This window comes from Parasaccharibacter sp. TMW 2.1884 (genome assembly GCF_023337695.1).
Classification (GTDB): domain Bacteria; phylum Pseudomonadota; class Alphaproteobacteria; order Acetobacterales; family Acetobacteraceae; genus Bombella; species Bombella apis.
In genome coordinates, this window is sequence record NZ_QORR01000004.1 from 79993 (window position 1) to 94285 (window position 14293).

Annotated in this window: 14 protein-coding genes; 5 read left to right on the plus strand and 9 right to left on the minus strand. The window is 60.3% G+C overall.

Going from position 1 to position 14293, the window contains the following annotated elements; genetic code table 11:
- Positions 1-114: 114 nt before the first annotated feature.
- The 3 genes from DTI93_RS07085 to DTI93_RS07095 all read right to left on the minus strand — a co-directional run bounded on the left by DTI93_RS07085 (position 115) and on the right by DTI93_RS07095 (position 2892).
- Positions 115-573, minus strand: a complete 459-nt coding sequence (locus DTI93_RS07085) for a hypothetical protein (RefSeq protein ID WP_043558171.1) — start codon at positions 571-573, stop codon at positions 115-117.
- A 19-nt stretch (positions 574-592) separates the two neighbouring features.
- A complete protein-coding gene (gene fliI, locus DTI93_RS07090; RefSeq protein ID WP_052348932.1) occupies positions 593-1978 on the minus strand; it encodes a flagellar protein export ATPase FliI in 1386 nt (461 codons plus the stop codon).
- A 101-nt stretch (positions 1979-2079) separates the two neighbouring features.
- A complete protein-coding gene (locus DTI93_RS07095; RefSeq protein WP_227449684.1) occupies positions 2080-2892 on the minus strand; it encodes a DUF1217 domain-containing protein in 813 nt (270 codons plus the stop codon).
- Between the two features lie 217 nt (positions 2893-3109).
- On the opposite strand from DTI93_RS07095, the gene DTI93_RS07100 reads away from it, so the two are divergent.
- The gene (locus DTI93_RS07100) at positions 3110-3835 is read left to right on the plus strand and encodes a glycosyltransferase family 25 protein (RefSeq protein ID WP_043558168.1); all 726 of its coding nucleotides are present in this window, start codon (positions 3110-3112) and stop codon (positions 3833-3835) included.
- 5 nt (positions 3836-3840) lie between these two features.
- Positions 3841-4329 carry a hypothetical protein gene (locus DTI93_RS07105; protein WP_249080119.1) on the plus strand — a complete coding sequence of 163 codons (489 nt, stop codon included), beginning with the start codon at positions 3841-3843 and terminating at the stop codon, positions 4327-4329.
- A 30-nt stretch (positions 4330-4359) separates the two neighbouring features.
- On the opposite strand, the gene DTI93_RS07110 is transcribed toward DTI93_RS07105, so the two are convergent.
- Genes DTI93_RS07110 through DTI93_RS07120 form a run of 3 tightly spaced genes read right to left on the minus strand, consistent with a single transcriptional unit; the run spans position 4360 to position 6382 of the window.
- Complete coding sequence (locus DTI93_RS07110) at positions 4360-4839, minus strand: hypothetical protein (RefSeq protein WP_143539866.1); 480 nt, start codon at positions 4837-4839, stop codon at positions 4360-4362.
- On the minus strand, positions 4836-5222 hold the full coding sequence (locus tag DTI93_RS07115) for a rod-binding protein (RefSeq protein WP_081562786.1): 387 nt from the start codon (positions 5220-5222) through the stop codon (positions 4836-4838). The genes DTI93_RS07110 and DTI93_RS07115 overlap by 4 nt, the downstream gene beginning before the upstream one ends.
- 56 nt (positions 5223-5278) lie before the next feature.
- Positions 5279-6382 (minus strand): flagellar basal body P-ring protein FlgI, encoded by a 1104-nt coding sequence (locus DTI93_RS07120; RefSeq protein WP_052348903.1) that lies wholly within the window; start codon positions 6380-6382, stop codon positions 5279-5281.
- Positions 6383-6568: 186 nt separating this feature from the next.
- Between DTI93_RS07120 and DTI93_RS07125 the strand changes: the two genes are divergently transcribed.
- Positions 6569-7621 carry a transglycosylase SLT domain-containing protein gene (locus DTI93_RS07125; protein WP_249080120.1) on the plus strand — a complete coding sequence of 351 codons (1053 nt, stop codon included), beginning with the start codon at positions 6569-6571 and terminating at the stop codon, positions 7619-7621.
- 21 nt (positions 7622-7642) lie between these two features.
- On the opposite strand, the gene DTI93_RS07130 is transcribed toward DTI93_RS07125, so the two are convergent.
- Positions 7643-8560, minus strand: a complete 918-nt coding sequence (locus DTI93_RS07130; protein ID WP_081562788.1) for a glycosyltransferase family 2 protein — start codon at positions 8558-8560, stop codon at positions 7643-7645.
- 3 nt (positions 8561-8563) lie between these two features.
- Entirely contained in the window at positions 8564-10195 is a 1632-nt protein-coding gene (locus DTI93_RS07135) for a tetratricopeptide repeat protein (protein WP_249080123.1), read from the minus strand.
- A 205-nt stretch (positions 10196-10400) separates the two neighbouring features.
- On the opposite strand from DTI93_RS07135, the gene flhA reads away from it, so the two are divergent.
- Positions 10401-12602 carry a flagellar biosynthesis protein FlhA gene (flhA, locus tag DTI93_RS07140; RefSeq protein WP_249080125.1) on the plus strand — a complete coding sequence of 734 codons (2202 nt, stop codon included), beginning with the start codon at positions 10401-10403 and terminating at the stop codon, positions 12600-12602.
- Positions 12603-12646: 44 nt separating this feature from the next.
- Positions 12647-13459, plus strand: coding sequence for a hypothetical protein (locus DTI93_RS07145; RefSeq protein ID WP_043558159.1), 813 nt, complete (start codon positions 12647-12649; stop codon positions 13457-13459).
- Between the two features lie 12 nt (positions 13460-13471).
- Here the strand turns inward: DTI93_RS07145 and fliP are convergent, their stop codons facing one another.
- Positions 13472-14254 carry a flagellar type III secretion system pore protein FliP gene (fliP, locus tag DTI93_RS07150; protein WP_052348930.1) on the minus strand — a complete coding sequence of 261 codons (783 nt, stop codon included), beginning with the start codon at positions 14252-14254 and terminating at the stop codon, positions 13472-13474.
- Positions 14255-14293: the final 39 nt, after the last annotated feature.

Consider the following 14293-nt stretch of genomic DNA (forward strand, 5'->3'; position numbering starts at 1 on the left):
TTGAGTCTCAAGGATTTTATAAGGAATAATATTAAATGATTGCCAAAACCACGCCCATGTAATCCTGATGGAACCAGATGGAAGCCTTTTCGTCATGGGAAGGAAATGTTCTGTTTACAGTTCCAGCTCTTCCAACATCTTCTGATGCTGCGCCCGTTCATCAAGAGCCACCTGTTCCTGCTGTCGCAGCCTGTCTGCCTGCTCCAGCCTGTCCTGCCGCAGCAGGCCATCCGTCGCCTCCTGAGCACGCACGCAGTCCATCACCCGGCCACGGGCCGCAGTACTTACCGCCCTGGCATTGTCCAGCGCCTGTTCCAGACGGTCCATCTCTTCCTGTGCGATGGGCAGCCAGTACCGGTATCCGTTCCACAGGGTCAGGTCCTGCGCTTCTTCCTCCCGGGCCTGACTGACAAGAATCCGGTTCTCCTGCATCTGGGCCTTCAGCTCGCTTATGCTGTTCTCAAGGCGTTTTTCCTCGGCCAGACAGTGGGCCAGCTCTGTACGGGCCAAAGTCGTGTTACGCTTCTGGAGGGTAAGCAGAGATGTCAGGGCCTTGAGCCGTGCCGGTTTCATGACGTTCCCTCCTCACACGTCAGGCGGGGTGCGCTTCTACACGCTCACCCTGTGAGAGAAGCTCCCGCAGACCGGCAAAAGAGTCCTCAAGGGAGACACGCTCCGTCTTTTTCTGGATGAGGAATTCTTCCAGCTGCGGGCCAAGCTGTACGGCCAGATCGGCTTCCGGATCATTCCCAGCCTTGTAGGCGCCCAGCCGGACAAGGTCCCGCACCTCATCCCACTGGGACAGAAGACGCCGTGCCCGGACTGTCAGCTCATTTTCACTCTCGCTGTTGCAACCCGGTACGGAACGGGACAATGACCGCAGAACATTGATGGCCGGATACCGGCCCGATTCAGCAATGGAGCGTTCCAGCACCACATGACCATCAAGAATCCCCCGTACCGTGTCCGTCACCGGTTCGTTCTGGTCATCCCCTTCCACGAGAACGGAGAAGAAAGCCGTCATCTGGCCTGCCTGGCCCTGTTCATCCAATGCACCGGGGCCAGCACGCTCCAGCAGGCGAGGCAGAGTTGCAAACACGCTGGGCGGATAACCACGGGTAGCAGGCACCTCTCCGGCTGAAAGACCTATCTCCCGCAGGGCCTGACAGAAGCGGGTCACACTGTCCATCAACAGCAGGACGGACTTGCCCTGATTGCGGAAATGCTCCGCCACGGCCATGGCGCTATAGGCAGCCTCCCGCCGCATGAGGGCGGAACTGTCCGAAGTAGCGACAACAAGCACGGACTTGGCCAACCCCTCCGGCCCCAGGTCATCCTCCATGAACTCCCGGACTTCCCGGCCCCGTTCCCCCACAAGAGAAATGACCGTGACATCGCAGGCCGTCTCCCGGGCCAGCATCCCCATGAGCGTGGATTTGCCCACACCGGAGCCCGCAAAAAGCCCCAGGCGCTGCCCCTGCCGACAGGTCGTGAAGAGGTTCAGGGCCTTGATTCCCAGATCAATCCTTGCCCCCAGCCGGGCCCGTCCGGCGGCTTCCGGCGGGCGGGCATGACGCTGCTGCCGGGCTGCCGATGGCAGAAGAGGCCCTCTACCGTCCAGCGGCTGCCCCATCGGGTCCACAACACGGCCAATCCATGATTCATTGACCGCCAGCCCGCCAGACAGACCCTGCCGCCCCTGGCCGTGAAGTTCATGAAAGACCGGACAGCCGGCTCCGATTCCTTCTATGGATTCGTAGGTCATCGCCAGCGCCTGACCATGGCGGAAGGCAATGATTTCCGCCAGAATGTCCCGGCCATCCAGCGTCCTGATGCGTATCTGGTCCCCTACGGCCGTAAAGGATGCCAGACCATCCACCGTCACGCACAAGCCAGAGACATCCACCACATGCCCGGTCAGCTCCCCTATGGGGGCATCCTCCGCAGCGGGGCGGATGGTCCCTGTCAGGGTCTCCATGAGATCCTTCTGCCGGGCAAGCTGGACGGAGAGCATCACGTGGCGTTCCCGCACGGCCCGGCACTGGGTTTCAATATCCGGCAGGGTGAGGGCTCCGGGCATCAGAAGAGACCGGAGGACGAAGTCCCGCCATCACCGCTACCCCCAAACAGGGCGAGGATGCCGTCTCCACCATCATCCCCACCAAAAAGATCGATCATGCTGGCCGGCTTGTCATCACTGTTATAGCTGGGGTGAATCTGCAACTGCGTCAGGTACCGTTCGGCATAGCGCTGGACATTCTCCGGCTGCGAGAAGGTCTTCATGTCAACCTTGTTGCTGATGATGCGCTTCTGCTGGTCGAAATCCAGAGCCCCGAACTGGTCCGGATCATACCCGCTGACAACCTCTGCCACACGCAGCAGGGTCGGGTCCGCCATGAGGTCATCCACCGTCTTGATCTTGCCGGACTGCATCCTCCGGGTGAAATAGAGCGCATCCCCCACGCCATTCTTCTGCTGGGCATCGCTTGTCTCATACTGGCGCTGCTCGTAGGCACTCACCGTCGATGCCATCATGTCTGAAGTAAAAGGCGTTGCACTGGCCGTGCCATGCCCCGCCCCCATGCTGGCGAAGGCATCAGCAAAGGCCAGCCAGCTGGCATTCCGGGAGGTCTGGGCCAGAGAAGAGGAGGAGGTGGGGTCCTGCGTCAGCAGGGCCTTTTCCACAGCCTGCTGCCCGCTGAGGGAACTGAGATTGTAGGCCTTCAGCACCACCTGATTGGCAGAGTAGTTGCTCATGAGCTGCTTGGCCGTGGTGATGGATGGTGCCTTGTCCTGGAAGTCCGACACCATGCGTTTGGCCGTATTGTCGCCCTTCACGCTGTCAGCTGCTGTCTGGACCTCATTTTTCTGGGCCATAAGAAACTGTGCCACGGGTGAAATGCCACCAAGCCCCATAAGCCGCCTCCTCCATAAAACCATAAGGCTGGCACGACATCTGCCAGCATCTGGCCTCACATTAAAACACGAATGATTAATGCAAGGCTAAAATGATCATGTTTTAACCATAACAGATATGGCATGACCTGGAAACATGCCATATCTTCGCAACACGACATGAAACAGGCCTGTCATGACAAGAAGGATATTCATGAAACATTACGTCATCAGCCTCGCCCGAACACCAGACCGGCTTGAGAGGTTCCGGCGGGTCAACCGGCATGGCCCTGACATCACTCATGCGCCCGGCATTGATGGCAAAACGCTGGACAAACAGGATGCCATACAGGCCGGCCTTCTGGCACAGGACTGCCACTTCACGGCCGGAGCCATTGGCTCGGGGCTGACCCATGTTGCCCTGTGGGGAACAGTCGCCCAGAGCGGAGAGCCTGCCAACATCTTTGAAGATGACGCTTTCCTCTGCCAGAATTTTGAACAGAAGAGCCAGCAGATCATCCAGCAGCTGCCGGAAGACTGGGAGATCATCCTGTGGGGACAGAATTCGGATGCCCCTCTCCATTATGAGGTTCTGCCGGGGCAGACAGACTGTTTCGCCTATTTCAACCAGGATGATGTTCGCTGCGGCATTGAGGAATTCCGGCACCAGACGGTCGAGACACTTCCTTTCCGCCTGAAGCAGGCCTTTGGCATCTGTGGTTACGCCCTGTCTCCCCGTGGGGCCGTCTCCCTCATGAAACGCTGCCTGCCCATGACCACACTGCCCATCAATTACCCTTCACTGGGCAACAGGACCCTGATGAGCACCAGTGTCGACCATCTCATGAACCGCCATTATGCCGACATGAAGGCCTATTGCTGTGTGCCGCCCCTGGTTCTGACGGACAATCAGACAGCCAAAAGCCTGAACCGGGAGTGACAACCATGGCCCTGACCATCCCCTCACCCTCTGCCATGGCGAGACATGCCTGCACGGCCCTGCTCGGCCTGGCTCTGGCTGGCTGCGTACGACCGGCCGCCCCCTATCTGGAGAAAGGCAGCCTGCTCAGCCATGCCGGATTTGTCGCCCACCCAGCCAACACGACCGCCCGTTTTGCCCTCATGAACAGCCTGCCACCCGGTAGCCTGACCTACCGCATGGCCCCGAGCGGGCAGCGCATCTACCTCTATGCTGACCCACTGGCCTGTGGCTGTGTGTATATGGGGGATGAAACCGCCTATGGCACCCTTCAGGCCCACATGCAGGCCATCATGCAGCGCAAACACGCCCATCATCCACCGCAGGACCCGCCCCTGCCCGCCATGATGGCTGAAAATTACCGGGATACAACCTCATGGGACTGGACCGTCTGGAGCCCAGCCGCAGACCCGGACAACAACCAGCCACGCCACATGATCGGCGGATACTGGTAAAAGAGACGCAACGGGCCTTTGGCCCGTTGCTCAGGCCCGGTCATTCAGTGAAAGTGACCCGCAGGACGTATCAGATCCCACCTCGCCCGTCCGGCCATAGCCATGACGGTTGGCCTCCACCGCACTTTCAATGAGCAGCTTCATCACGGCCTCCTGCGTGACAAGAGCCTGCTGCAACAGCTCCCCATTCTGGGCAGCAATTTCAGTAAAACGCCTCTGCACCTGCCGAAAGGCAGGAGAAAGATTCTCCACCCGTACATCATGCTTCCGTGCCCTGGCCACAAGGGCTGTCAGCTCTTCCATGGTCGCTGTCTTTTCAGGCAGAAGTGCTGCAGCAGCTGACACGTCATTATCCTGAAGAAAGCGGTTTTCCTGCGCCATGATGTCCGCGGCCCGGGCAAAACTGCCCATCAGATGGGGCAGGAAAGAGCCGTCCAGTTCATCCTCGTCCCGTCTGGAAAAATGCCCGGCAAGCCGACGTGCGGCTTTGCCAAGCCTCTGCAATGTCACGGTCTGTATCCTCCTGTCCTGTTGCTGGGATGTATGCTGCTGGCCTGGGCGGCCTGCTCCTGCATGGCCTTCATCCGGCCATAAACCTGATGGGCAATCCCTATCCCCCCGCTACGGGCAACCTCCTTGCCCAGTTCCAGCACCTGCATGGAGCGGAACTGCTTCTCGGCATTGCCTCCCCCAAAGGGCGCTGCGGAATTGTCCACCGTATCGAACATGGGCTGAAGCATTTCTCCCAGCGCCATGGCCTCAAAATCCCGGGCCGTTTTACGGACCCTGTTTTCATCCTGCGGAGACATGGGATGGCTCCGGTCTGCCTGCTTTCCGGCGGACGGGGCCGCCACATGCGCAGACGCCGCATGTGAGACTGACGAAATACTCATGAACCGGTATTTTCTCCTGTAAAAGACAGACAGTCAGACTGGATTCATCCCTGCGATCAGCGCACTTCCAGCTCAGCCTGCAAGGCACCGTCCGCCTTGATGGCCTGGAGAATACTGATCATGTCTCTGGGGCCAACTCCAAGGGCATTCAGGCCCGTTACAAGATTGGCCAGGGAGGGGCCATCAGAAAGAATGCCCATCCTGTGTTCACGATCGGTCGTGGCATTGATCTGCGTCCTGGGCACGACAGCAGTCTGCCCTGCACCAAAGGCGTTGGGCTGGACAACTTCAGGGCTGTTGGTCACCTGCACGGTCAGGTTCCCCTGGGCAATGGCCACCGTGGTGATACGGACATTATCCCCGATGACGATGGTCCCAGCGGCTTCATCCACGATGACCTTGGCCATCGTGTCCGGCGTGACGGTCAGATCCCCGATCTCATACAGGGCCTCGGAGACGTTGCGCCCGGCCAGGTTGACGGCCACCGTCCTGGGATCATCCACCCGAGCTGTCCCCCGGCCCATGTGCCGGTTGATGACATCGGCAATGCGAACCGCCGTCGTGTAATTCGAATTCTTGAGAGACAGATGGATCACCCCACCAGCCCCCAGCAGAACGGGCACTTCCCGCTCCACCACGGCACCATTGGCGATGTGCCCACTGGTTGGCACATTACGGGTGGCGACGGCCCCCGGCCCTCTGGCCGTGAAGGCATTCGTCACCAGCGACCCCTGCGCCACGGCATAAACCTCACCATCTGCAGCCTGAAGAGGCGTCACGATCAGCGTACCGCCTGTCAGGCTCTGGGCATCACCCACGGCAGAAACCGTTACGTCAATCCGGCTGCCACCATGCGAGAACGGCGGCAGACTGGCTGTCACCATGACAGCGGCCGTGTTGTGTGTCTGCAGCTGGATGGCCTTGTCCCGGATATTGACACCAAGACGGTTGAGCATGCCGACCAGGGTTTCACGGGTAAAAAGCGTATTGGTCAGCCGGTCCCCGGTGCCGTTCAGACCGACAACAAGCCCATAACCGACGAGCTGGTTGTCCCGGATTCCTTCATAATCCACAATATCCTTGATACGGACCGCAGAGGCATGGGCTGAACCACCCGAAAACATGCCAGACAGCACGCATCCGAAGATCGCCAGCATCATACAGCGACAGGCAGGCCGAATCCCATCCAGACTTCGGGACAGCCAGGCGCAACAGCTCTTCAAAAACATCAAGCATAGTCTCCTACGCTCCAACTTAACCTTATATATGGATTATACAAGGAAAATTATTTAATGGTATGCCTTGGTTACCCTGAAAGTCCGTCAAAAGAAAGCCTTGAGAGACCCATGACCTCCATCTTTCAGCATGACAAACCCGGGCGCTGGCTCCACCTCGCCCTCTGGCGGGTCCCGAGGCTTCTTCTGGGCATGTTCCTGACCCCGCCTGCCATGGCCCAGATTTCACTCCCCCCCATGGACCCCACCCAGTCCCGCCTCTGCCGCACTGCCACGGAGCAGGTAGAACGGGCCCTGCGACTGCCGGATGGTTTCCTTTCGGCCATCAGCCGGGTGGAAACAGGCCGCCCGGATGGCAATGGCACCCTCACCCCATGGCCGTGGAGCATCAATGTTGCCGGGACAGGTCACTATTATGCCTCACGCCAGGAAGCGGTAGAGGCTGTAAAAGCCTTCCAGCAGCAGGGCATACAGTCCATTGATGTCGGCTGCCTTCAGGTCAATCTCCTCCACCATCCAACAGCCTTCCCCTCTCTGGATACAGCCTTCGACCCCTACAGCAATGCCCGCTATGCTGGCCTGTTTCTCCAGAAAATGAAGGACCAGACCGGCAGCTGGCCACGGGCCGCTGCTGCTTATCATTCACAGACAGGCACCCTGGGCACGACCTACCTGCAACAGGTTCTCCAGCAATGGGCCACACCGCTGGACACGCCTCTGCCACACCCCCCTCTTTCCACATCGCCACATCCCGCTGTGGCGGCTGTCATGACTGGCGATCATTCTGGCGCTGGTCAGAACCACCCGGTGCAGACGACCAGGCCGTACCGGCCCTTCGTCATCAGGCCGGCATCAGCCTCCCCATCAGGGACCGGCATAACCCACGCCACTACAGGGCCCGCCAGTTTTCTGGCCGCTCTCCGCCATCAGGAAACAACACGCCCCCTACCCCCTGTGGCGCAGCCTGCTGCTGCGGCCACACCGGGACAGGCTCCCTCACAGGGGCATCGTCCTTTCCGTCCCTTCCGGGGTTATTTCCGCCCTGCCATGCCACCACCACCGCACCAGCGAATGAAAAGCTCACAGAATGGCCGGAGTCTTGCCGCCTACCGGGCCATGCCTGTCCACGCTGCCAGCAATGTCCCTTACGCCACGGCCTACTGACCATTCCGACAGGAGTGGCCCTCAGCGCCTGATATGACCAAGCAGCTCCACCATCACCTGTGACAGGCTGGCAAAGCCCTCCTGAAGCTGTGCCACCTGCCGGGACAGCTGCCCAAGCTGGGAACGCCCCAGATGATTCCCCTGGATGAAACCGGCCTGCATCTGTCTCAGGCGGTCTCCCCCCTGCATGGCCTTCCGGATGATGCCGTTCTTGTAGGCCAGCTCGTAATCATAGGTCACCTCATGCTGGCTGGCATCATTGGCGTCACCAGTCGCAAGACGGTGATGGTATGAACAGAGGAACTCTTCCAGAATCCCGACCTCACCCGCCATCATGACACGCAGGAAAAGATCGTGGTCCTCGACATAATCCAGCCGCGTTTCCACTCCACCCGCCACCGCCAGGGCCGTCCGGCGGAACAGGAAGGTGATCGGCATGATGACATACATGTGGGAGAGATACAGGCCGTAATCCACCAGCGAGCCACTCTTGCGGCCAAACTGGTCCGTTTTCCTGTCCGTGATGATCCGTCCATCCTCGATACGTTCATACACGTCATAATTGCTGGTCGTGACACCAGCATAGAAACCCGTCCCGTCCCGCTCCAGAAAGGCGACCGTCTCGGCCAGGAAAGAAGGCTCCAGCGTGTCATCATCATCATGGATGAGAATATAAGGCTCGTCGGACACGGCCAAGGCAAGGGCCAGTGCCTTGCTGCGTCCGACAGACCGGGGCAGATCCACGCAGGAAAGGCGCTCCCCCCATGATGGGCCACACTCTGCAACGCAGGCCCGCAGGGCGGCCATGTCTCCCCCGTCATTGATGATATGGATACGGAAGTCCTGAAAGCTCTGCGCCCTCAGTGTTTCCAGAGCCCGACGCAGAAAAACGGGACGGTTTTTCGTGCGCAGCAGGATGGCTACCTTATAAGATGACATGGCTCAGCCCTCCGCAATCCGCCGTCTCAGGGAGGCGGCCACGTCCTTCAGAACAGGGGCAAGAGACAGCTCCTGCGCCCGGAAAATATGCATGGTCGGGTACCACGGGGTGCGGTCACCTTCATCACCCCACCGCCAGCAGGCATCCCATCGACTGACCAGCCAGACTTCCCGGCCCAGTGCCCCAGCCAGATGCAGCGGGGCCGTATCAACGGAAATGACAAGGTCCAGACTTTCCATCAGGGCAGCCGTATCCGCCATGTCCTGCACGTGTCCCATCAGATCATGCACGACCGCTCCCTGCCCCTCCACTGGCTCCAGCTCTCCCCGCCGGTCGCCATACTGAAGGCTGAACAGATCAGCCTCCACCGGCCCGAGGGCCTCCATCATCTCCGCAAAACTGCTGGAACGCCGCCTGTCTGCAGCCACATCCTGTGCGCTGGACCGAGAATCCCCTGCCCAGACGAGCCCTACACGCAGGCGCCGCCCGGCGGGGCTGTGCCCCCCTGCCCGGCCACCCTGTGCCACGGCCTGCTCCACAAGTCGGGCAAAATGCTCCCGCCGCCGCACCGGAACTTCCAGATAGGGACTAAAAGCCGGAATATCAGCCACGTGCCTGAGATGACAGAGATAGGGAAGGTCCGGTATCGGGCAGGAAAAATCATACTCTGCCACACGCTCCGGATGGTCCAGAAGCTCCGTGATAAGGCAGACCTGCACCATGGGGTAGCTTTCCCTCAGCAGCCGGGCCAACGATGGCAGAACGGCCAGCGTGACCCGCCCTGCCCGGCGGACGATCTCCGGCAGGAAGCGAATGAACTGGATCGTATCGCCAAGCCCCTGCTCCTGATAGAAAAGAAGGTGGCGCCCTTCCAGCGGAACATCGTTCGTCAGTCTGGGCAGGTCCTGATAGAACCAGCAGTTCAGGCTCGGAATACGGGGCACACGCCTTACATAGCGGGCAAAGCCCTCCTCATACTCACCGGCTTTCAACAGGGCGATGGCATAGCCGAAGGAAACAGCCTCATGCCGGGAGGACAGCTCCATTCCCCGGCGATAATAGGCCAGGGCATCCCGGGAGCGGTTCAGCCGTCCCAGAGCGCAACCCATGTTGTTGTACAGCGAGACGGAGGGCGGTCCATCCGCAAGCCAGGCCAACAGCACCTGCTCAGCCTGATCCGCCAGCCCCGCCTCCAGCAGGGCCATTGAAAGATGCTCCCCGACAAGCACCCGATGTTCTGGCAGAGTCCGGGCAACATCCATGAAGAGGGCCATGGCCTCTTCCCGTTCGCCCGCCACCATGAGCGCCCCTGCCAGAAAAATCTTCACCTCGCCCCGCATGGAGGCCATGGCGGGTTCCGCCTCCGGCATCAAAAGCAGAGCCTTGCGGAAGACGGCAATCACCACCTCATGCCGGGGGGTGAAACGGACAAGAAAAAGGCCCGCCGCAAGAATGAGCGCCACATCCTGCGTCCCCTGGGCAATCTGTATGGCCAGACTGACAGCCTGGTCTCCCTCACCACGGGCAACAAGCTGCTGGCAGCAGGCTGTCACTTCCTGCGGGGTCAGTGCACTCTGACCAGCCTCATGACTGCCATCTTCCACCCTGCCATGCTGCTCTGCTCCTGCCATCATGCTGCCTTTCTTCATGCCTTGAACCATCAATGACCTGACAGGTCATGTTCATGGCAAAACAACATGTCCCCATAAACCTTGATGGGCAAGACTTTAATGGCTAAATTGCAAACTCATAGATAACAGGCCTTAATAAACCTTGTTGCCACCTTCCCTACCCGTCACCCAAGCCGGGGAAGGCAGCACATCATCAGTCAGGATGACAATGCCCGCTCCTTCTTCTTCCCCGCAACGGTCAGGTTCTCCCGCCCCCAAGGCGGCTCCCGGTGCAGGGGGAGCTGGCGGACTGGGCGGAAGGCTGGGCACGCTGATACGAAACCCGGCAGACCTCTTCACACCCAACGGAGCGGCCTCCCGTCTTGCCGCCCGCCTGCCCGGCACCGACATCCTGCTGGCGCTGGGCGTGATCCTGCTCATCTCCATCCTCATCGTACCGCTCCCCACGCTGATCCTGGATGTCGGGCTTTCACTGTCCATCACCTCATCCGTGCTGATCCTCATGGTGGCGCTGTTTCTGGAACGGCCTCTGGACTTCACGTCTTTCCCCACATTGCTGCTGCTGACGACCATGTTCCGTCTCTCGCTGGAAGTGGCGACAACACGGCTCATCCTCAGCCATGGCAATGAAGGTGCCTATGCAGCCGGGCATGTTGTCGCCTCCTTTGGCGGCTTTCTCATGGGCAATGATGTGGTGATCGGCGGGATCGTCTTCTGCATCCTGCTGGTGGTGAACTTCATGGTCATCACCAAGGGGTCGGGCCGCATTGCGGAGGTCTCGGCCCGCTTCTTCCTCGATGCCATGCCCGGCAAACAGATGGCCATTGATGCCGACCTCGCCTCAGGGGCCATCAATGAGCGTGGTGCCCGCTCCAAACGCAAGGAACTGGAAGAGGAAAGCTCCTTCTACGGAGCCATGGATGGTGCTGCCAAATTTGTCCGCAATGATGCCATTGCCGGAATCCTCATCACCGCCATCAACATTCTAGGCGGTCTGACCATCGGCGTGCTGCGCCATGGCATGCCCATCAGTGAGGCGGCACAGACCTTCACCACCCTGACCATCGGTGATGGTCTCGTCTCCCAGATTCCCGCCCTGCTGGTCTCGCTGGCCGCCGGTATCGTCGTCACGAAGGGCGGTACGGATGGCTCGGCGGACGTAACACTTTTCCGCCAGCTGGCGGGCAATGCCAAGCCGCTGGCCATTGCGGCCACCCTGTCAGCCCTGTTTGCCGTCATGCCCGGCCTGCCGGCTTTCCCCTTCCTCATGATTGCCGCCGTGGCCGGGATCGGGGCGTGGATCCGCTACAGGACTCCCCGGCAGGATGAAGGTGAGGAAGCCCTCACCCAGCCCGCCGCTCCCACCGCGCAACCCATTTCCGACCTTCTGAAAATCGACCTCCTGCGGCTGGAAATCGGTTATGGCCTGCTCCCGCTGGCCAGCGGGGACAATGCCCAGATCACCAAACAGATCAAGGCCCTGCGCCGCAAGATGGCAGCGGACATGGGCTTCATTACGCCATCCGTGCGGATTCAGGACAACATCCAGCTGCCGACGGACCGTTACGTCATCAAGCTCAAGGAAATCGACATTGCCTCGGGTGAGGTCAGGCCCAACCACCTGCTGGCCATATGCCCGTCCCACAAGAATGGGCAGGCCCCCCTGCCGGGTGAGAAGACAACCGAACCCTCCTTCAACCTGCCTGCCATATGGATTGATCCCGACCTGAAGAAACAGGCCACAGACCAGGGATACACAGTGGTGGACCCGGTCACTGTCATCATCACCCACCTGACGGAATCCATCAGCCAGAATCTGGGCGATCTGCTGACCTATGCCGCCACGCAGTCCCTGCTGGATGATCTGCCGCAGGAAGAGCAGAAGCTCGTCAACGACCTCATCCCCTCACAGGTGTCCCTCAGCACGGTCCAGCGTGTTCTCCAGTCCCTGTTGCAGGAGCGCATCTCCATCCGTGACCTGCCCACCATTCTTGAAAGCATACAGGAAGGCCACGCCCTGGCCGCCAAGGGCATCAAGGCCCTGACAGCCCATGTCCGCATCCGCCTCGCCCGACAGATATGCAACAGCTATGTCGGGCCCTCTGGCTGCATTTCCATGATCACCCTCTCTGCAGACTGGGAGAGCAACATCCTCAACAACACGGTCGGACAGGGGGATGACCGCACGCTGGCCATGCCCCCAGCCATGCTGGACCGCTTCGTCACGGCCCTGCGCCGTGCCTTCGACCAGACAGCCACACTGGGGGAAATGCCCGTCATTGTCACGACCTCCGCCACACGGGATTCCGTGCGTATGATCGTGGACCGAATCCGCCCTTCGGTTGCCGTCATGGCACAGGCGGAAATCTATCCCCGGACCCGCATCCGTACCGTCGCCACAGTGAACTGACTGGCCCCGACAGACTGAAACCCCTCCAACACCGGACCTGACCCATGACCAGCTTTTCCTCCACCCAGACATCTCCCCAGCATCACACCGCCACAGGTGCTTCCGGCATGGCTGGCGGAGATGTCGCCCTGCCCGCCAATGCCCTGAGCATACCGGAGATTCTGGCGTGGCATTCCATCCCGCAGGAACTGATCAATGCCATGGCAGGCAGCAGCCTGGCGGCAGGGCTGGAACGTGTGATCAACTTTTCCCCTTTCCCGCTACGGCTGGGCGTGCCCATGGCACTGGGCGGGGCCTCTGGCTCTGGCAAGTCCCTGACACTGGCCAAACTGGCCGCCCGCTATGCCCGACAGGCCCGGCAGTCCGGCGGGAGGATCAGACGGCCGCTCGTCCTGGCCTGCGACAGCACGCCGGGCAGCTACATCAAGCTGGCCTCCATCCTGCGAGGCTGTGACATTGATCTGATGAAAGCCTATGGCGGCATCAACCCCCGCTTCATCGACAGCTACAACCGCATCATTCTGGTAGATCTGCCGGGGCTCTGCGTCTATTCCCCCAAGGCCATGAGCGAAATGAAGGATGTCGTGGCCCGTACGGAGGCCAGCCTGTCTCTCGTCATCCCCGCAGGGATGGACCCGGAGGAAAGCACGGATATTGCCGCCGCCTTCCTGCAATGTGGTGCAAAATCAATGATCGCCAGCCGCATGGAACAGTCCGGACGGATCGGCAGCATCATCACCGCCGCCGCCTGCGGCCTGCCGCTGACCTATGGCAGCTATTCCGGCAGCATCAATGAAGGCTTCACCCAGCTGACACCGACCATTCTGGCCCGCAGGCTTCTGGTCCTGCCGGGGTGAAAGGTGGCGGGGCTACCCCCCGCCAAAGCTACGGACCAGCCCGCCCGACACCATCTGGAACCCATCCACCAGCACAAAGAAAATCAGCTTGAAAGGCAGGGAAATGGTCGGGGGTGGCAGCATCATCATCCCCAGGCTCATCAGCACACTGGACGTGACAAGGTCGATCACCAGAAACGGCAGATAGAGCAGGAAGCCCATCTCGAACCCACGGCTCAGCTCACCGACCATGAAGGCCGGAACAATGACCCGCCATGGTGGAGCCGGAGCAGCTGCTCCATTGGCTGGTGCAGGCTGGGGCTTCAGCCCTGCCAAATGGTAAAAGATGGCCACGTCATTCGGACGGGCATTATGGACCATGAAATCACGGAACGGCTCAGCCGCCGCCTGGAGACCTGCCATCTCCTCCACCCGACCGTCCATCAGGGGTTCAATACCCTGCTGCCATGAGCGCTCCAGCGTTGGCTGCATGACAAACAGGGTCAGGATCAGCGCAAGGGCCACCAGAACCATGTTGGGCGGTGTCCCCTGCGCCCCGATGGCGCTCCGCAACAATGAGAGCGTGATGATGATACGGGTGAAGGCCGTCATCATCACCAGCAGGCTTGGTGCCAGGGACAGAAACGCCACAAGGGCCGTCAGCTGGATCAGACGGCTTGTTGTTCCGGCCTCACCAATTCCACCCCCCTTGCCCATATCCAGCGTGATGGACTGGGCTGTGGCCGGATGGGAAAGTACACACAGCAGCGTTATGCCAGCAGCCAGACAGCACAGCCCCACCGCTCCCAGAACCATGGCGCGCCGCAGGCGTTTCCAGCAGGCTGACATGTCTGC